Genomic DNA, 17,899 nt, shown 5'->3' with positions numbered 1-17,899 from the left:
CGCGGCCCGGCCGGTTCGCCGGACGTTCGGACGTGACGGCCGTTGCGACGGCCGTGCGGTGCGCACTCGTCGACCACTGTAACGAGAACTTGTTTCAGTAGTAGCCCCGGTCGACCACCTTCGGCGTCCGGGTGGAAGGCGGGCTGGTGCGCCCGGATGAGGGGGCGGGGCGGGGCGGGGCCGGTGGTTCCGGCTTCCGTGCGGCTCGTTGTTGCGACAACTGGCAATAACTAGGCAGTGGTTAAGCGAAAAAGGGTTGTTGTGATCCGCTACCTTGAGCCCGTGGCTGACAACACGCGACAACAACTGATCGCTGGGCGCTACCTGTTGCTCGAACGCCTCGGCAGCGGAGGCATGGGAACCGTGTGGCGCGCCACCGACCGCCTGCTGGGGCGAATCGTCGCGGTCAAGGAAGTGCATCTGCAGACGGGCGGCGAGGAACTCGCCCAGCGCGCCCGTCGCGCGCATCGCGAGGCCCGCGCCATCGCCGGGATCTCCCACCCCAACGTGGTGGACGTCTACGACCTCGTGAGCCACGAGGACCGGCTGTGGCTGGTGATGGAACTCGTGAAGGGCCGCTCGCTGGCCGAACACGTCGCCGCCCTCGGCCCGATGCCCCCGTCCCGGATCGCCGGGATCGGCCTTGAACTGCTCGCCGCGCTCGACGCGGTGCACGCCATCGGCGCGCTGCACCGGGACATGAAGCCGGCCAACGTCCTGATGCGCGAGGACGGCAGTGTCGTGCTCTGCGACTTCGGCATCGTGGCACTCGCCGACACCACATCACTCACCACACCCGGCGCGGTGATCGGCACCCTGGACTTCATCGCCCCGGAACGCCTGAGCGGCCGTCCGGCGGGACCGCCCAGCGACCTGTTCTCACTGGGCGCCACCCTGTGCGCGCTGCTGTCCGGTCATTCCCCCTTCGCCCGCCCGGAGCCCGTCGCGGTCCTGTACGCCGTGATGAGCGAACAGCCGGAGATCCCGGCAGGTGCCGGGCCGTTGACCCCGGTGCTCGAAGCCCTGCTGCGCAAGAACCCGGCCGAGCGGCCGACCGCCGCCCAGGCGGCCGCCCTGCTGCGCCCACTGGCCGCCGCGCCGGGCCTCGCGCCCACGCCCGGAGTCCAGCCGCCGCACGACCCGCCCGCCCCGTCGGGGGCGGGGCCCTCGGCCGATCCGGAGACGCCGCGACGTCGGCCGTCCCGCCGGGCGGTGCTCTCGGCCGGACTTGTGCTCACGGGAGGAATCGGCGCAGGTCTTGTGGCGAACCGGCTGTCGCGGGACGACCGGTCCGAGGCCGGCTCGGGGCGCAAGGGAAAACCGGTCCCGACGGCGGACGGGGGCATCCACGTCGACGCGGCGATGCCCGCCCCGGACGGTGATCAGATGCTCTGGCTGTTCTACGGCGACCAGTACGTACGGGTCGACGTGTCGGACCCGAAAAAGCCGTTTCGGCTGGATGTCGGGCCCCTCAAGATCGAGAACTGGAGTAAAGCCTTCGAAAAACTGCCGAAATTCACCAAGAAGATCGACGCGGTGCTGCCGATCCCGAAAGGAATCGGCGATGAAGCAGGCGGCGACTACTGGCTCTTCTCGGGGTCGGAATACATCAAGGTGCATGTTGATGGCGCAGATGAGTGGTACAACGACCACCGGGAGGGGGGTTCGAAGGATCTCGGCGACTGGGGGGACATGTTCAGACGTGCCACCCCATTGAATACCGTCGACGCGATGATGCCGACGCCGGAGGAGGACTCGCCGGAGTTCTGGATGTTCTCGGGGAACGGGGTCGTCCTGTGCAGGCTGGATGAGGAAGGCGGCCCCGACGGGGGCGAGCAGCTCCAGGGCTGGGAGTCGCTCAGCTCCTGGAGCGGTACCTTCGCACGGTACCCCGGCTTCAAGGACAGGATCGACGCGGCAGTTCAGGTGCCGGGCAGGCCGAACAACTACTGGGTATTCTCCGGCGGTTCCTATATCGAGATCAAGGTGACGGACTACTCGTACGAAGACGAAATGGTGAGCGGGCCCGCGCCGGTCCTCCTTTCGGACTGAGTCCGTCGGCTCCCGGTTCGGACCGGCCACGCGCCATGCGCGCAGTGGTGCGAGTCGCGCAGGCCCGTCGGTGGGCCCACGTCGTCGGCATGGACTCCGGAACCGGCTCGGGCGCCGCCCAGTTGCCCGACCATGACGGCGTGACGGGGCGTCTAGGGAATGGGTTTCTTGAGCCCGACGACCCGGTACCCCCACCGCTCGTACATTGTCGGCCGGGTGCCGTGGACTCCTGGAACGGGAACTGGTATCAGTTCTGACGGACAATCAGATAGAGGCGCAGTGGGATGACGTCGTCGGATGTCGTGCCGGTTCGCGGGAGGCAGCAGCCATGACCGAGCTTGTCGAACACGGAAAACTGTTCATCGGCGGGGAGTTGGTCGATCCGCTGGGCCGGGAGGTCATCGAGGTCGTCTCGCCCCACACCGAACAGGTCATCGGCCGGGTGCCGCACGCCTGCGAGGCGGACGTGGACCGGGCCGTCGCCGCCGCGCGGCGGGCGTTCGACGAGGGGCCCTGGCCCCGGACGGACCTCGACGAGCGGATCGCGGTGGTGACGCGGATCAAGGACGCGTTCGCCGCCCGGTACGAGGAGTTCGCCCGGGTCATCAGCTCGGAGAACGGCACCCCGTACTCGTCCAGTGTGATGGTGCAGGCGCTCGCCGCGATGATGGTGTGGGACGCGGCGATCACCGTCGCCAGGGACTTCCCGTACGAGGAGCGGCGGGACGGGGCGCTCGGGCCGTTGCTGGTGCGGCGGGAACCGGTGGGGGTGGTCGCGGCCGTGGTGCCGTGGAACGTCCCGCAGTTCACCGCCGCCGCCAAGCTCGCGCCCGCACTGCTGGCCGGGTGCTCCGCAATTCTGAAGGTGTCGCCCGAATCCCCTCTGGACGCCTACCTGTTGGCCGAGATCGCCGCCGAGGCCGGGCTGCCCGAGGGTGTGTTGTCGATCCTTCCGGCCGACCGCGAGGTCAGTGAGTACCTGGTCGGGCACCCGGGCGTCGACAAGGTGTCGTTCACCGGGTCCGTGGCCGCCGGGCGCCGGGTGATGGAGGTCGCCTCGCGCAACCTCACCCGGGTCACGCTGGAGCTCGGCGGTAAGTCCGCCGCCGTGATCCTCCCGGACGCCGACCTGGACACGGCCGTCGCCGGGATCGTCCCCTTCGCCTGGATGATCAACGGCCAGGCGTGCGTGGCCCAGACCCGCATCCTCGTCCCGCGTTCCCGCTACGACGAGACCGCCGAGGCGTTCGCCGCCGCCGCGAGTGCGCTGAGGATCGGCGATCCGCTGGACCCCGCCACCGAACTCGGCCCGCTGGTCGCCGAGCGCCAGCGGCGGCGCTCGCTCGACTACATCCGGATCGGTCAGGACGAGGGCGCCAAGATCCTCACCGGCGGCGGCCGTCCGGCTTCCCAGGAACGCGGCTGGTACGTCGAGCCGACCCTCTTCGGCGACGTCGACAACTCCATGCGCATCGCCCGCGAGGAGATCTTCGGTCCCGTCATCTGCCTCCTGCCGTACGGCGACGAGGACGAGGCGGTGCGCATCGCCAACGACTCCGACTACGGCCTCAGCGGCAGTGTCTGGACCGCCGACACCGAACGCGGCATCGACATCGCCCGCAGGGTCAGGACGGGCACGTACAGTGTCAACACCTTCAGCCTCGACATGCTCGGCCCGTTCGGTGGCTACAAGAACTCCGGGCTGGGACGGGAGTTCGGGCCCGAGGGGTACGGCGAGTACTTCGAGCACAAGATGATCCACCTGCCGGCGGGGTACGGGCCCGCCACGGCAGCCGCAGGTGACGAGAGGGGCGCGTGATGGGGGACCGCTGGAGCGTGGAGGTCGACCGGGGGGTCTGCATCGGCTCCGGAATGTGCGTGAACCACGCCCCGGGCGGCTTCGCGCTGGACACCGCCCGCCAGTCCCGGCCGCTCTCCCCGGAGACCGACGCCGACGAGCGGGTCCTCGCGGCGGCCGAGGGCTGCCCGGTCGAAGCCATCATGATCGCGTTGGCCGGTTCGGGGGAGGCGGTGTTCCCGCCGGAGGAGTAGAGCCCGGCGGAGGAGTGGGGACCGGCGGAGGTATGGGGGCCGGCGGGGGAATGCGGCCTGCCGGAGGCAGGTGTCGCCGGACGAACGGTGCGGTGCCCAGCACCAGCACCGCGAAGAGGGTCAGGCGTTGCAGCCCCGGCTGGTCGAGGAACGTGCTGTGCTGGACGCCGTACGCGGCGTACCCGTTGGCGGCGAGGTCCGTCGCCATGACCGTGCAGGCGAGGTCGACTCCGGCGCGCCTTCCCCGCAGCAGCAGCGCCGCTGCCAGGGTGTCGAAGAGGGCCAGTGAGGACCAGTACAGGTTCAGCCAGTCCGGGGCCCAGGGATAGGGGCGCAGGCCGTGCCGCAGCAGGTCGGTGATGTGGGCGACGCTGCCCACGAGGAGCAGGCCGGCCGCGTACGCCCAGACCAGTGCCACCGCCCGGCGCGGGGTGCGGCGCGTCCATCCGGTCATGCGGGGGATTGTTCCAGGCCCCGGACGCGGTGGCGTTGTGGGGTTCCGGTGGGGCGGTCGCGCGCCGCGCGACCGCCCCGGGACGTGCACCCGGACGCTCAGGCCGTGCAGCCCATGTCCGCGATCACGAAGTGGCCCGCCGGTGACTCCCGCAGGGTGTGCGCGATGAAGATGTTGTACAGGCCCATGTTCTGGTCCGAACCGTTGGCGTAGACGAGACCGAGCGTGGTGTGCGCCCTTCCGGCCGCGACATGCGCGTAGTTGGTCGCCGTGAAGCAGCGGGCGGGGGCCTTGCCGGTGGTGGTCGCCGTCACGGCGGCCGAGGCGGTGCCCGGGGTGCCCGACGCGTCGACGGCCGCGACCGTGTAGCGGTACGCGGTACCGGCGGTGAGACCGGTGTCGGTGAGGGCGGTCGCGGTGGGGGAGGCGAGCTTCGTGCCGTCGCGGTACACCGCGTACGAGGCCGCGCCGTCGACGGCGTCCCAGACCAGCGAGGCGCTGTCCGCCGTGACGGCGGTGACCCGCAGGCCCGACGGGGCGGGGAGCCGGCCCTCGCCGCCTCCCGGGGTGCCCTGGTCGAGGCCCCAGAAGACGCCCGTGTGGTACGTGGAGCAGACGGCGTTCAGGAAGTACGCGGCCGTCGAGCCGCACTGTTCCCCACCCGCGCCGGGGCTCACCGCCAGGCCGTGGCCCATGCCGGAGACCGAGTACGTCTGGACTGCCGGTTTCCCGGAGGCGTCGTTGTACGTGCTGCGCGTCGTGTTGCCGGGGAGGGTGTCCGTGGACGACGGGGTCTGGCCGATGCCCCAGACGTCGGTCCACTGGTCGCGCAGGGCGGTGGCGTTGGCCGGGTACACCGTGTAGTCGGCCGTGCCCTGCCAGATCGCCACCCGGGGCCAGGGGCCGGACCAGCCGGGGTGGGAGGCGCGGACCTTGTCGCCCCACTGCGCGGGCGTCAGTTTCTGCGAGCCCATCTGGCAGGCGGACGCGCCCACCTGGCTCGTCGCGCACTGGGCGGGCAGGCCCGAGGCGATCGATCCGCCCGCGAACACGTCCGGGTAGGCGGCGAGCAGATCGGCGGCCAGACCGCCGCCGGCCGACAGGCCGGTGACGTACACCCGGTCGGCGTCCGAGCCGTACTGCTGCTTCGCGTACTCCACCATCTGCGCGACCGACGCGGCCTCGCCCCTGCCCCGGCTGTTGTCGGCCGCGTCGAACCAGTTGAAGCAGGACAGCGCGTTGTTGGCGGACGTGGTCTGCGGGAAGACCACGGCGAAGCCCCACAGGTCGGCGTACTTCGGCCAGCCGGAGTTGGTGTAGTAGGCGTCGGCGGTCTGCGCGCAGCCGTGCAGCGCCACCACCAGCGGGGCGTCGGCCGGCAGTTCGGCGGGGGCGTACGCGAACATCTGGAGATTGCCGGGGTTCGTGCCGAAGCCGGTGACCTGTTGCAGGCCGCCCGCCGCCGCTGCGGCGGGCGGGGCGGTGGTGGCGGTGGCGGGTGAGGCTGCTGCGGCGGGCGGGGCGGCGCCCACCGTGCTGAGCGTCGCCGCGGCGAGGGCGAGAGCGGCCGTGGACGCGACGCGCCGGAACAGGCGCCGCAGGATCGATGGGCGCACGGGGGCCTCCCTGGGGCCGCACGGCCCGCACGGTCCGGAAGGCTGTCGGTCGTACGGGCGGGTGCGAGTGGTCGGTTGCGGGTGAGTGGGGGTGCGGGGCGGACGCTATGAGCCGTGCCCCGCCCCGCCCATGGGCCCGGCGGACACTCCCCGGCCCCGGCTGTGTGCCCCACGCCCCTTGCCCGCCACTCCCGTTGCCCGCCGCACCCCTTGCCCGTCACGGCCTCTGCCCGTCGCACCCCTCTGCCCGTCACGGCCTCTGCCCGCCACTGCCTCGCCCGCGTCGACGTCCCGGCTGCGTGCGGGCCGCGCCGGACGCCGCGCGCAGACGGCCCCGGTCCACCCGTCAAAGGTTCCCGGCGACCCGACCCGCACCATGTACGCCGCCACCATGGCCACGTGCCGCGGTGTGTGTACCGGCCCCGTGTGACGCGGGCCCCGGCCTCCTTACGGTGGCGGACCATGGAGACTCCCCAGAGCCCGGTCCGCGGGCCCGCCCGGCACACCGCCGTCCCGCACACCGCCCCGTCGTCCGCCGCCGGAAGCGCACCGTCGCCCGTCGGCCGGTCGCTGGCCGGCCGTACCGCGCTGGTGACCGGTGCCGCGAGCGGGATCGGGCGGTCCTGCGCACAGGCCCTGGCCGCGGCGGGCGCCCACGTCCACGTGGTGGACAGGAACGCGGATGCCGCCCGGGACCTGGCCGGGGCGATCGGCGGGACGCTGTGGGTGGCCGACCTCTCCGACCCGGACGCGGTGGACGCGCTGCCCGCCGACGCCGACATCGTGGTCAACAACGCCGGGATCCAGCACGTCGCCCCCGTGCACGCCTTCCCGCCGGACCTCTTCGCGCTGATCCAGCGCGTCATGGTGGAGGCGCCGTTCCGCATCTTGCGCCGGACCCTGCCGGGCATGTACGAACGCGGCTGGGGGCGCGTGGTCAACATCTCGTCCGTGCACGGCCTGCGGGCCAGCCCCTACAAGTCGGCCTATGTGACGGCCAAGCACGCATTGGAGGGGCTCAGCAAGGTGGTCGCGCTCGAAGCGGCGGAGCACGGGGTGACGAGCAACTGCGTCAACCCGGGATACGTGCGCACGCCCCTGGTCGAGAACCAGATCGCCGACCAGGCCCGTACGCACGGCATCTCGGAGGACGAGGTGGTGGGCCGGGTCATGCTGGAACGCAGCGCGATCAAGCGGCTGATCGAGCCGGACGACGTCGCCGAGGCGGTGCTGTGGCTCTGCGGGCCGCGCACCGGCCACATCACCGGCACCTCGCTCTCCATGGACGGCGGCTGGACCGCCAACTGACCCACCGACCCCGATGAATTCCGGCGCCCATGTCTGATCCGTCCCTCTCCGCCCCTTCCGGTTCCGCGTCCGCCGCTCCCCACCTGCGGCGCCTTTTGGACCTGCTGGCCGACGACGCCCCCGCCGAGGCACTGGGCGCCGTCTCCTCGCAGGCGCGGGCCGCCGGGGTGCCCGCGGCCGACCTGGCGGAGGTGGAACGGGCCACCGCCACCGCGCTGCGGATCAGGGGCGTCCTGCGCCAGCACCGGCGTCGCGAGCTCCAGCTCACCGCGCTCTTCGACACCGCGGGCGACCTGGCCGCCTCCCGGGACCTGGACGACGTGCTGAAGGCGATCGTCCGCCGGGCCAGGATGCTGCTCGGCACCGACACCGCGTACCTCACGCTCCCCGACGAGGAGGCCGGGGACACCTACATGCGGGTGACGGACGGGTCGGTGTCGGTGGTCTTCCAGCGCCTGCGGCTGGAGCTGGGCGAGGGGCTGGGCGGGCTGGTGGCGCAGACCGCCAGCCCGTACGCCACGCCCGACTACCGCACCGACGACCGCTTCCGCCACACCCGCAACATCAACGCCGGGGTGTTGGACGAAGGGCTCGTCGCCATCCTCGGCGTCCCCCTGCTCCTGGGTTCCAGCCGCGGCGGCACCGGCAAGGTCATCGGGGTCCTGTTCGCGGCCGACCGCTCGCCCCGGGTGTTCAGCCCCGACGAGGTCGCGCTGCTGTGCTCGCTCGCCGCGCACGCCGCGATCGCCATCGACACCGCACGCGCGCTCGCCGACACCCGCTCCGCGCTCGACGAACTCGCGGCGGCCAACGTCGAGCTCGCCGAGGCCAATGCCGCCGTGCGCGCCCACTCGGCGGCGATGCGGCGGGCCGAGGAGTCCCACGACAGACTGACCGACCTGGTGCTGCGCGGCCGTGACGTGAAGGACGTCGCCGCGGCCGTCGCGGGGCTGCTGGGCTCCCCGCTCACCATCCACGACCCGGGCGGGCGGCCCCTCGCGGCGGTCCGGCCCGACGGCGTGCCCTTCGCCGCCGACAGCATGGACGCCGGCTGGCTTGCCGAGACCGCCGAGGAGTCCCGCACCGGGGCATGCGCCGTGCACCGCGACGGCCGGTGGATCTGCGCCGTACTCGCCGGGCGGGAACTGATGGCCGGTCTCGTCCTGCACCGGCGCGAACCGCTCGACGACTCCGACCGGAGGCTGTTCGAGCGGGCCTCGGTGGTGACCGGGCTGATCCTGCTGCTGCGCCGCACGGTCGCCGAGACCGAGAACCGGATCCGCGGCGAACTGATCACCGACCTGCTGAGCGACACGGACCGGGACCCGGCCGGACTCGTCGAACGCGGCAGGCGCCTCGGCATCGACCTGGACCGGCCGCACCTGTTGCTGCTGGCCGACGGCGGGGCGAGGGGGCGGCTGGCCCCGGCCGCGATGCGCTACCTGTTCGGCGGCGACCTCCACGGGGTGAGCGCCGAACACCACGGCAGTGTGGTGCTGCTGACCGCCGTCGACGGCCCGGACGCGGATCCCGGTGAGGCGGCGCGGGCAGCCGCGGCCCAGCTCGGGCAGCTCGTCCAGGCCCCGGTCACCGTGGCAGCCGCCGGTCCGGCCCGCGGGGTCCGTGAACTCGCCTCCGCGTACGGGGAGGCCGGCCGCTGCCTGCGTGCCATGCGGGTCCTGGGACGTGCCGGACAGGGCGCCTGCGTCGAGGAACTCGGCTTCCTGGGCGTGGTGCTGGGCGACGGCCAGAACGTCGACGGCTTCGTGTCCGCGACCCTCGGCCCCCTGCTGGAGTACGACGCCCAGCGCGGCACCCACCTCGTGCGGACCCTCGGCGCCTACTTCGGGTCCGGGGGCAGCCTCGTCCGCGCCAAGGACGAACTCCACGTCCACGTCAACACGGTGGTGCAGCGGCTGGAGCGGGTGCAGGTGCTGCTGGGCCACGACTGGAACGACCCGGGACGGGCCCTGGAACTGCAACTCGCCCTGCGACTGCACCAGTTGAAGGGGTGAGGCGGTGGGGAACCCCCGTGCCGCGAGGCTCCCCACCGCCTCACGGGGTTCCCCCGCGCCGCGGGATTCCCCGTCCCCACGAGGCCCCCACCGCCTGCGTCGGGAGGTTCCCCGTCCCGGAGAGGTTCCCCCGCCCTCCGGGAGGTTCCCCGCCCCGCGTCAGGCGGTGCCGCACAGCTCCAGCAGATGCCGCACGACCTCCCGGCCGCCCGCCTCGCCCGTCAGCACCGTGTAGTGGTTGACGTTCGGCACCTCCACCGGCGTCACCCCCGTGCCGTCGAGGGCGGCCGCCGCCAGGCGGCTCTCGTCGTACAGCCCCTGCTCCTCGTCCATCAGGCCGCGTCGCGCCCACAGCAGCGTCGCCGGGGCGGGCAGCTTCCGGATCGCCGTCAGCACCTCCTCGTCGAACAGGCCGATGCCGTCGGTGCGCACCGCCTCGATCCGGCAGGTGGAGCGCATGGCCGGTTCCTCGCCGGTCAGGTCGCGCTGGATGTACGCGTCCACCTCGTCCGACCAGTTGTCCGCGAACGCCGGGTGCGCCTGCCAGAACGCGCGGTACGCGGCCCGGTCCGGGAAGGTCATCGACAAGCGGTCCATGGCCGGGCCGATCACGGCGGTCATCAGCTCGTCCGGCGACAGGTGCGTGGGCGCCGGGAAGCCGACCCCGCCGTCGACCAGCAGCAGTGGCCCGAACCGCTCCGGGTGCCGCACGGCGGCCAGCGCCGTCACGAACGCGCCCATCGAATGGCCCGCCAGGACCACCCGGTCCAGGCCCAGCACCTCGGTCAGGGCGGCGATGTCGTCGGCGTGCGCGGCGATGCCGTACGGTCCCGGCAGCCCGGAACTCCCGGCCCGGCCGCGCAGGTCCGGGGCGATCAGGGTGGCGCGACCGTCCAGCAGCCTCGCCACCGGCCCCCAGGACAGGGCGTTGGACGTGATGCCGTGCAGGGCGACGACGACCGGGGCGTCCGGCTCCCGGGCGGGCCAGCGCAGCACCGCCAGTTCGCCCCCGGGGACGGGTACCTGTATCTCCTCGTACGGCATCACGGCTGTCCGTTCTCCTTCCGGGCGCGGTTCGGTGCGGGGTTGCCGGCCGGGCCGCGACGCGCGGCGGCAAGTCGGGCGGGCAGCCGGGCCAGGCCGCCCGGCAGCAGGTGTACCACGGCGATGAACAGCACGCCGAGCAGGAACAGCGGCTGGGACAGCGGCACCCGCAGTACCGCGGGCAGGTCCGCGACCGCGCCCGATCCGGCGAGATCGCCGAGCCGGTGATCGGCCCAGGTGTACAGGATGCCGCCGATCATCGGACCCCAGCGGGTGCCGGATCCGCCGAGCACCACCATCACGAGCAGCGAGAGCGTGAAGTCGGAGGTGGTCGTCTGCGGAGTCGAACCGCCGGTGAGCAGCAGGTGCACCAGGCCGCCCAGCGCGGCCAGCGCGCCCGCCAGGACGAAGGCCGTCAGCTTGAACCCGTACGGCTTGAGGCCCAGCACCTCCACCCGGCGTTCGTTCTCCTTGATGCCCTCCCAGACCCGGCCGGTGGGGGAGCGGACCGCCCAGTGGACGACGGCGAGGGTGAGGACCAGGTAGCCCAGCGCCACCCAGTACAGGTTCGCGGTGTGGTCGATGCCCACCAGCCAGGAGGGCAGCAGGTCGGCGGGGGCGGCCCGGCCCTCCTCGCCGCCGGTGAATCCGCCGGGGTTGCGGGAGACCAGGATCGAACCGGCCTGGGCGAAGGCCAGGGTGACCATCGAGAAGCCGATGCCGGTGACCCGCAGGCTCACCGACCCCAGGACCAGCGCGAGCACGATGCCCGTGCAGAGGCCGAGCAGCGCCGACACCGCGAACGGCAGACCCGCCTCCAGCAGGAACACATTGGTGGCGTAGCTGCCCGTCGCGAAGTACAGGGCGTGCCCGAAGGAGAGCAGCCCGGTGCGGCCGAGCAGCAGGTCGTAGCCGGTCGCCAGGGCCCCGAACAACAGGCAGGTGGCGAGGAGTTGCAGGCTCCCCGGGCTGCCGAGCGGTCCGTCGAGCAGACCCGGCAGCGGCACCGCGCTGAACGGTGCGACGAGCAGGACCAGCAGTACGGCGGCGGGCCACCAGCGGCGCAGCAGCCGGGCCGCGTGACCGGTCCCGGCCGGTGCGGCGGGACGTCCGTCGGCGGTGCGGTCGTGTGTCTCGGTGACGGTGCTCACGCGAGCCTCCCGGTCAGTCCGCGCGGGCGGAGGAGCAGCAGCGCGGCGAGCAGGACGACGACCGCCAGGTCGCCGAGGCCCGCCGCGGTGTAGTAGTTGGCGAACTGCTGGACCAGGCCGATGACCACGGATGCCACGGCGGCACCGGTCACCGAACCCATGCCGCCGGTGACGACCACGACGAACGCGAAGATCAGCAGCGAGGTGCCCTGGTGGGGGTCGACCGAGCCGAAGTACAGGCCGCCGAGCGCCCCGCCGAGCGCGGCGGCGCAGCCGCCGATCGCGAAGACGAGGGTGAACGCCTTGCGCACATCGATGCCGAGCGCGGTGACCATGGCCCGGTCCTCGACCCCGGCGCGCACCACCAGGCCGTGCCGGGTGCGGCCGAGGAAGAGCCGCAGTGCGACCAGGACCACGACCGCCGCGGCGACCAGCACCAGCCGGTTGACCGGCACCTGGGCGCCGAGCAGTTCGAAGGTGCCCGACAGGGCCTTCGGGCCGGGGAAGGTCCGGGCGTCCGAGCCCCAGATCCCCGACAGCAGCGCGGGGACCGCGAGCCCCACCCCGACGGTGGCGAGCACCTGCTCGCGCGGCCGGGTGTAGAGCGGGCGGACGACGGCGAGTTCCAGCAGTACGGCGGCGGCGGTGCCCACCGCCGTGCCGAACAGCACCGCGAGGACGAAGCCCGCCCCGTCCGGCCCGGCACCGGGCAGGTTCCCGGACGCCGCCCACCAGGTGCCGTACGCGCCGATCGAGAGCAGTGCCCCGTGCGCGAAGTTCAGCACGTCCATCAGGCCGAAGATCAGTGAGAGGCCCGAGGCGATGAGGAAGTAGAGCGCCCCCAGACCGAGTCCGGTCATGGTGAGCAGAACGACGGTGGACATCAGGAACCCGCCTCCACGGAAGATGCGTCGATGGCCGGGCCGTGCCCCACGCCCAGCAGGCGCCGGGCCGCCTCGGCGTCGCCGAGCAGTTCGGCGGCCGGGCCCCGGTGGGCGGTGCGGCCGTCGGCGAGCACCGCGCAGTGCACGGCAAGCCGTCGTACGACGGCGAGGTTCTGCTCCACCAGCAGCACCGGCACCGCCTCGGCGGCCCGTTCCAGGACCTGGGCGACCTCGGTCACCACCTTGGGCGCCAGGCCCTTGGTGGGTTCGTCGGCGATGATCAGCCGGTTGCCGTTGAGCAGGGTGCGCCCGATCGCCACCATCTGCTGCTGTCCGCCGGACAGGGTTCCCGCCAACTGCTTCTCCCGCCGCTTCAGTTCGGGGAAGAGTTCGTGGACGAGCGGGTAGTCGGGCCCGTCCGCGCCGCGCCGCTCGGCCAGCCGCAGGTTCTCCGCCACGGTCAGCCCGGCGAAGATGCCCCGGTCCTCGGGGGCGTAGCCGATGCCCAGCCGCACCACGGTGTGGGTGGGCATCGTCACGGTCTCCGTACCGTCCAGCCGGATGCTTCCGGCGCGCGGGACGAGACCGAGGATGCCGCGCACGGTGGTGGTCTTCCCGGCGCCGTTGCGGCCGAGGAGCGCGGTCACCCCGTGCGGGGCGACGTCCAGGTCGACGCCGTGCAGGATGTGCCGGCCGCCGATCAGGACCCGCAGGTCCCGTACGGCGAGCAGGGGTTCGGTGGTCACAGCCCCTCCCCGAGGTATGCCTGCTGCACGGTCGGGTCGGCGGTCACGGCCTCGGGCGTGTCCAGTGCCAGCAGCCTGCCGTGGTGCATCACGGCGAGCCGGTCGGCGAGGCCCAGCAGCACGTCCATGTGGTGCTCGACCATCAGGACGGTGCGGCCCTCGTCCCGGTGCAGGGTGCGGATGAGTTCGGTGAGCGCGGGGACCTCCTCCGCGCTCACCCCGGCCATGGGTTCGTCCAGCAGCATCAGCCGCGGTTCGCCGACCAGCAGCACCGCAAGTTCCAGCTTCCGCTTCTCGCCGTGCGACAGTTCGGAGGCCGACGCCCGTGCCCGGTGGCCGAGTCCGGTGCGCTCCAGCACGTCGGCCACTTCGGTGGTGTACGGACGGGCGCGCCGCCACAGCCGGTACGAGCCGCCGCGGGCCGCCTGGGCGGCCAGCCGGACGTGGTCGGCGACGGACATCCCCGGCCAGAGGCTCGACGTCTGGAAGGTGCGGCCTAGACCGCGCCGTGCCCGCTCGTGGGCGGGGTGGCCGGTCACGTCCGCGCCGTCCAGCACGATGGTGCCGGAGGTGGCCGTGGTCAGTCCGCTGATCAGGTTGAACAGGGAGGTCTTGCCCGCCCCGTTGGGGCCGATGAAGGCGAGGAACTCGCCCTCGCGGACGTCCAGCGTGACGTCCTCGACGATGGTCGCCCCGCCGACGCCCCAGCCCAGACCGGCGAGCCGCAGCACCGGGGCGGCGGCCGGGGTGCCGCCCGGACGTTGTGCGGTGGTGTGCGATACGGGCACGGCTCAGCCCGCCGCGGGCTTCGCGGGCGGCGCCACCGTGTCCATCGGCTCGGTGGTCACCAGCTGCGGCTTCGCGCCGGAGCCCGTCCCGTCGAGCTTCGCGACGAACATCGGCTGGAGCAGCGCGTGGTCCTCGGCGCGGACCCGGACCTTGCCCTTCACCCCGTCGAAGGTCCAGTCCTCCAGGGCCTTCACCATGGCCCCGGTGTCGCCGGAACCGCCCTTCTCGACGGCCCGCACCACCATCTGCGCGGCGGTGAACCCGTCGGGCGTGAACAGGTCGGGGGTGCCGCCGGCCTTGCCGACGGCGTCGAGCATGGCCTTCTCCACGGCGTTGCCGCCGCCCGCGCCGGGGAAGTAGTGCGCCAGGAACGACACCTTGGCACCGGCGTCCCCGAAGACCGGGTACGAGGCCGCCCCGGCGAGGCCCGTCACGACCTTGCTCGCCGCCGGCACGCCCTGCTGGTCCAGCGCGGTCCACAGCGCGGGGGCGGTGGAGCCCGCCCAGGCGACGAAGACCAGGTCGGGCCCGCCCGCCTTCACCTGCCGGGCGAACGGGGTCAGGTCGGTGGCGCTGGGCGGGGCCAGCACGGAGCCGACCGTCGCGCCCCGGCCGCCGAGCACCGCCTTCACGGCGGCCACGTTGGCCTGGCCGAAGGTGGAGTCCTGGGCGAGCACGGTGACCTTCTTGCCCTTGGCGTCGCCGAGCATCGCCCCGGCGGTCAGGATGTCCTGGTAGGACTGCCGCCCCGAACGGAAGGTGTAGCCGTTGATCCCGGTCACGGCGTCGGTGGCGGCCGGGCCGCTGATGTAGAGCACCTTGTTCTGGGCGGCGAGCGGCGCCATCTGGAGCGCCACCCCGGAATCGGTGGTGCCGGCCAGCACCTTGTAGCCCTTGCCGATCAGGTTCTTCGCCGCGGAGACCGCCTTGCCGGGGTCGCCCGCGTCGTCCTGCTCGGTGACCTCGATCCGGTGCCCGGCGACCTTCCCGGTGCCCTTCGTCGCGTAGTCCAGGCCCGCCATGAACCCGTCGCGATACTGCTTGCCGTAGTCCGCGAGGAGCCCGGTGCGGGAGTAGACGAGCCCCACCTTCACGGTGCCGTTCCCGGCGTCCCCGCCGGACCCGGCACCGTCCTCACCGGCCTTCCCGGCGGCGGTGCACCCGGTCAGCAGGAGGCCGGCCGCGGCCAGCACGGCGACGGCGGACAGGGATCTGGGGCGGCGGACGGTGCCTGTGGCTGAGCGACGCATGGTGACCGGCTCCTCGGCGTGTTCATGGGATGTCGCCGAACCGTATGAACACCGCGCCGCCGTCGACATGGTGCCGGGCAACCCACCTGACGCGGCCCCCATGTGCCGCGCGCACATGGAAGCCGGGGCGGGCCGTCGCACGCCGGGTGGCCGAAACCTTGCGGCCCGGACCGTGGGGGAGCGAGCCGTGGGGGAGCGGGTCCGGGAGTGGGCCGTGGGGAAGGGGGCCTGGGAGAGCGGGCCGTGGGGAAACGGGCGTGGGGAAACGGACCCCCCGGGGAGCGGACCCGCCGCCGTCAGCGCTCCGGCGCGGTCAGGTCGATCAGCCGGCAGACCGTCTCGATGTCGATCTTCACCTGGGCGATCGACGCCCGCCCCGACAGCCAGGTGATCAGCGCCGAGTGCCAGGTGTGCTCGATGACCCGGACCGCGGACAACTGCTCCGGCGTCGGGTGCTCCAGGCCCATCGCGTCCAGGATGATCGCCGTCGTGATCCGCGAGACCGTGTCCACCTCCGGACTGACGCTGCGGTCGGCGAAGGTCAGCGCCCGCACCATCGCGTCCGCCAGGTGCGGTTCGCGCTGGAGCGCGCGGAACGCCCGCATCAGCGTGTCGGCCACCCGTTGCGCCGGATCGTCCCCGGCCGGGGGGCGTTTGTGCAGGGTCGTGTGCATCCGCTGGAGCTGGTCCTGCATGGTGGCGACCAGCAGATGGATCTTGGACGGGAAGTAGCGGTACAGGGTGCCGAGGGCGACCTCGGCGGCCTCGGCCACCTCGCGCATCTGCACCGCCTCGAACCCGCCGCGGACGGCGAGTTGGGCGCTCGCGTGCAGGATGCGGAGACGACGGGCCTCCTGACGCTCGGTCAGGGGCGGCGATGCCGGTCTGGCCTCCGCTGTCATGTGTCCCCCATCCATGGCGTCTGTCCGCGACCGGAAGCAGCCGGAAGGAGGTGCTCGGTCTCCCGGCGGCGCACAGCATGCCAGGGCGTCGGTCGTGGCGCGAATCACCCGGTCCCGCCGTTGCACCGACGCTACCTGCCGGTAGATTCGTAGCTCATTGAACGATCCAGTCTGAAACTTGTTCTAGATTAGCGCGAGCGGTTACGCTCCGGCGAACACGCAGCGAGAAGGGTGCCGAGTGTGACCGCTGAGGCCATAGAGACCGGCCCCCACACGGGCGGCAGCGCGTCGGATCCGTCCGACGACCGCCCGTTGCGCATCGCACTCCTCACCTACAAGGGAAATCCTTTCTGCGGCGGCCAGGGCGTCTATGTGCGCCACCTCGGCCGCGAACTCGCCCGCCTCGGTCACAGCGTCGAGGTGATCGGCGCCCAGCCGTACCCCGTGCTCGACGAGGGCGTCCCGCTCACCGAACTGCCGAGCCTGGACCTCTACCGCCAGCCCGACCCGTTCCGCACCCCGAGGCGCGACGAGTTCCGGGACTGGATCGACGCCGCCGAGGTTGCCACCATGTGGACCGGCGGCTTTCCCGAGCCGCTCACCTTCAGCCTGCGCGCCCGCCGCCATCTCGCCGCCCGCCGCGGGGAGTTCGATGTCATCCACGACAACCAGACCCTGGGCTACGGGCTGTTGGCGGATCTCGGCGCCCCGCTGGTCACCACGATCCACCACCCCATCACGGTCGACCGCCAACTGGACCTGGACGCCGCCGAGACCCGCCGCCGACGTGTCTCCGTCCGCCGCTGGTACGGCTTCACCCGCATGCAGAAGCGGGTCGCGCGTCGGCTGCCGTCCGTGCTCACCGTCTCCGGTTCCTCCCGGCAGGAGATCGTCGACCATCTCGGGGTGCGCCCGGACCGCATCCACGTCGTCCACATCGGCGCGGACACCGATCTCTGGTCCCCCGACCCCTCGGTGGCCGAGATACCCGGCAGGATCGTCACCACCTCCAGCGCCGACGTCCCGCTCAAGGGCCTGGTCCACCTCGTCGAGGCGCTCGCCAAACTCCGCACCGGGAACGAACGCGTCCACCTCGTCGTCGTCGGCAAGCGGGCCGAGGACGGGCCGGTCGCGCAGGCCATCGAACGGCACGGACTCCAGGACGCCGTCGAATTCGTCAAGGGCGTCAGCGACGCCGAACTCGTCGACCTGGTGCGCAGCGCCCAGATCGCCTGCGTCCCCTCCCTGTACGAGGGCTTCTCCCTGCCGGCCGCCGAGGCCATGGCCACCGGCACCCCCCTGGTCGCCACCACCGGCGGCGCGATCCCCGAGGTCGCCGGGCCGGACGGCGAGACCTGCCTCGCCGTGCCGCCCGCCGACGCCGGGGCGCTCGCCGACGCACTCGGCCGCCTGCTCGGCGACCCGGAACTGCGCACCCGGCTCGGCGCCGCGGGCCGGGCCCGGGTGCTCGCCCGGTTCACCTGGAAGCAGGCCGCCCTCGGCACCGCCGCCCGCTACCGCGAGGCGATCGCCGCCCGGGCCGCCGACACCGGCCGGGGCAGACGCCGTTGACCCGGTCGGTCGCGCCCGCCCCCGCCGTACCCGTTCCCGTCGTCCCTGCCCACCGACCCCTCTC

The 17,899-nt window shown here is 72.7% G+C and carries 15 protein-coding genes; 6 read left to right on the top strand and 9 right to left on the bottom strand.

Going from position 1 to position 17,899, the window contains the following annotated elements; genetic code table 11:
* Window positions 1-282 precede the first annotated feature (282 nt).
* From ACFC79_RS04350 to ACFC79_RS04340, 3 genes are all read left to right on the top strand, one after another.
* Entirely contained in the window at window positions 283-2,052 is a 1,770-nt protein-coding gene (locus ACFC79_RS04350; RefSeq protein WP_376235037.1) for a protein kinase, read from the top strand.
* 328 nt (window positions 2,053-2,380) lie between these two features.
* Window positions 2,381-3,871 carry an aldehyde dehydrogenase gene (locus ACFC79_RS04345; RefSeq protein WP_376235034.1) on the top strand — a complete coding sequence of 497 codons (1,491 nt, stop codon included), beginning with the start codon at window positions 2,381-2,383 and terminating at the stop codon, window positions 3,869-3,871.
* The gene (locus ACFC79_RS04340; protein ID WP_376235031.1) at window positions 3,871-4,104 is read left to right on the top strand and encodes a ferredoxin; all 234 of its coding nucleotides are present in this window, start codon (window positions 3,871-3,873) and stop codon (window positions 4,102-4,104) included. Before ACFC79_RS04345 ends, ACFC79_RS04340 begins: the two co-directional genes overlap by 1 nt.
* Here the strand turns inward: ACFC79_RS04340 and ACFC79_RS04335 are convergent.
* Together ACFC79_RS04335 and ACFC79_RS04330 are read right to left on the bottom strand one after the other, a co-directional pair.
* A complete protein-coding gene (locus tag ACFC79_RS04335) occupies window positions 4,052-4,558 on the bottom strand; it encodes a hypothetical protein (protein WP_376235029.1) in 507 nt (168 codons plus the stop codon). The genes ACFC79_RS04340 and ACFC79_RS04335 overlap by 53 nt on opposite strands.
* A gap of 98 nt (window positions 4,559-4,656) precedes the next feature.
* Entirely contained in the window at window positions 4,657-6,174 is a 1,518-nt protein-coding gene (locus ACFC79_RS04330) for a PHB depolymerase family esterase (RefSeq protein ID WP_376235026.1), read from the bottom strand.
* A gap of 462 nt (window positions 6,175-6,636) precedes the next feature.
* Here ACFC79_RS04330 and ACFC79_RS04325 point away from each other — a divergent pair, with 462 nt between their 5' ends.
* Window positions 6,637-7,482: a 3-hydroxybutyrate dehydrogenase gene (locus tag ACFC79_RS04325; RefSeq protein ID WP_376235023.1), complete on the top strand. Its 846-nt coding sequence runs from the start codon at window positions 6,637-6,639 to the stop codon at window positions 7,480-7,482.
* A 29-nt stretch (window positions 7,483-7,511) separates the two neighbouring features.
* Window positions 7,512-9,497, top strand: coding sequence for a helix-turn-helix domain-containing protein (locus tag ACFC79_RS04320; RefSeq protein ID WP_376235021.1), 1,986 nt, complete (start codon window positions 7,512-7,514; stop codon window positions 9,495-9,497).
* Between the two features lie 159 nt (window positions 9,498-9,656).
* Here ACFC79_RS04320 and ACFC79_RS04315 read toward each other — a convergent pair whose 3' ends face one another.
* From ACFC79_RS04315 to ACFC79_RS04285, 7 genes are all read right to left on the bottom strand, one after another.
* Window positions 9,657-10,541 carry an alpha/beta hydrolase gene (locus ACFC79_RS04315; RefSeq protein WP_376235789.1) on the bottom strand — a complete coding sequence of 295 codons (885 nt, stop codon included), beginning with the start codon at window positions 10,539-10,541 and terminating at the stop codon, window positions 9,657-9,659.
* Window positions 10,541-11,692 carry a branched-chain amino acid ABC transporter permease gene (locus ACFC79_RS04310; protein ID WP_376235018.1) on the bottom strand — a complete coding sequence of 384 codons (1,152 nt, stop codon included), beginning with the start codon at window positions 11,690-11,692 and terminating at the stop codon, window positions 10,541-10,543. The genes ACFC79_RS04315 and ACFC79_RS04310 overlap by 1 nt, the downstream gene beginning before the upstream one ends.
* Window positions 11,689-12,576, bottom strand: a complete 888-nt coding sequence (locus tag ACFC79_RS04305; protein ID WP_376235016.1) for a branched-chain amino acid ABC transporter permease — start codon at window positions 12,574-12,576, stop codon at window positions 11,689-11,691. Before ACFC79_RS04305 ends, ACFC79_RS04310 begins: the two co-directional genes overlap by 4 nt.
* Window positions 12,576-13,322, bottom strand: coding sequence for an ABC transporter ATP-binding protein (locus ACFC79_RS04300; protein WP_376235014.1), 747 nt, complete (start codon window positions 13,320-13,322; stop codon window positions 12,576-12,578). Before ACFC79_RS04300 ends, ACFC79_RS04305 begins: the two co-directional genes overlap by 1 nt.
* Window positions 13,319-14,110, bottom strand: a complete 792-nt coding sequence (locus ACFC79_RS04295; RefSeq protein ID WP_376235011.1) for an ABC transporter ATP-binding protein — start codon at window positions 14,108-14,110, stop codon at window positions 13,319-13,321. Before ACFC79_RS04295 ends, ACFC79_RS04300 begins: the two co-directional genes overlap by 4 nt.
* Before the next feature lie 3 nt (window positions 14,111-14,113).
* A complete protein-coding gene (locus ACFC79_RS04290; protein ID WP_376235009.1) occupies window positions 14,114-15,361 on the bottom strand; it encodes a substrate-binding domain-containing protein in 1,248 nt (415 codons plus the stop codon).
* A 296-nt stretch (window positions 15,362-15,657) separates the two neighbouring features.
* Window positions 15,658-16,263 (bottom strand): TetR family transcriptional regulator, encoded by a 606-nt coding sequence (locus tag ACFC79_RS04285; protein WP_376235007.1) that lies wholly within the window; start codon window positions 16,261-16,263, stop codon window positions 15,658-15,660.
* Between the two features lie 240 nt (window positions 16,264-16,503).
* Here ACFC79_RS04285 and ACFC79_RS04280 point away from each other — a divergent pair, with 240 nt between their 5' ends.
* Complete coding sequence (locus ACFC79_RS04280; protein WP_376235005.1) at window positions 16,504-17,835, top strand: glycosyltransferase family 4 protein; 1,332 nt, start codon at window positions 16,504-16,506, stop codon at window positions 17,833-17,835.
* Window positions 17,836-17,899 lie beyond the last annotated feature (64 nt).

This window comes from Streptomyces sp. NPDC056061 (assembly GCF_042266885.1).
Taxonomy (GTDB): domain Bacteria; phylum Actinomycetota; class Actinomycetes; order Streptomycetales; family Streptomycetaceae; genus Streptomyces.
Note: the sequence above shows the minus strand (reverse complement) of the source record. Positions and strands in the feature narration are given on the sequence as shown.